Source organism: Ectothiorhodospira sp. PHS-1 (genome assembly GCF_000225005.1).
In the GTDB taxonomy this organism is placed as follows: domain Bacteria; phylum Pseudomonadota; class Gammaproteobacteria; order Ectothiorhodospirales; family Ectothiorhodospiraceae; genus Ectothiorhodospira.
The window spans coordinates 1-349 of the sequence record NZ_AGBG01000106.1 but is presented as its reverse complement, the minus strand read 5'-3'; the positions used below and the strand labels follow the sequence as shown (position 1 = coordinate 349).

Below are 349 nucleotides of genomic sequence, written 5' to 3'. Positions count from 1 at the left end.
AATGCATCCTGGGGTTACCGATGAGCCGATCCATCTGCTTGATGTTCGCCTTTTCAGTGATCTTTCTCGGCGATGACCGGCCAAGACCGGTGACCGAGGTGGTCTGCCCGGCCAGGGCCGCCGCTACTGCGGTCAGCAGCGCGTTAAAGCGGGTACGGTGAATGGATTGACAAGCAACCCCCAAGTTTGCGTGAATCAGGTCCGTGGCGTGCATCGGTTTTTTCGTGGCTCTTTTTCGGCTTAGTCACCTTAAGAATCACGATCTTGCCGGTGCATGTCCACCCCCGCATCCTCTTATCCCACTGTTTCAAAAGGAATTATGCCCGCGAAAACGTGGGGATACCCCAGG

1 pseudogene is annotated in these 349 nt (G+C 55.9%); it reads right to left on the bottom strand.

Going from position 1 to position 349, the window contains the following annotated elements:
* Nucleotides 1–214 (bottom strand): annotated as a pseudogene (locus tag ECTPHS_RS15040) (hypothetical protein); the annotation flags it as partial.
* Between the last annotated feature and the right edge of the window lie 135 nt (nt 215–349).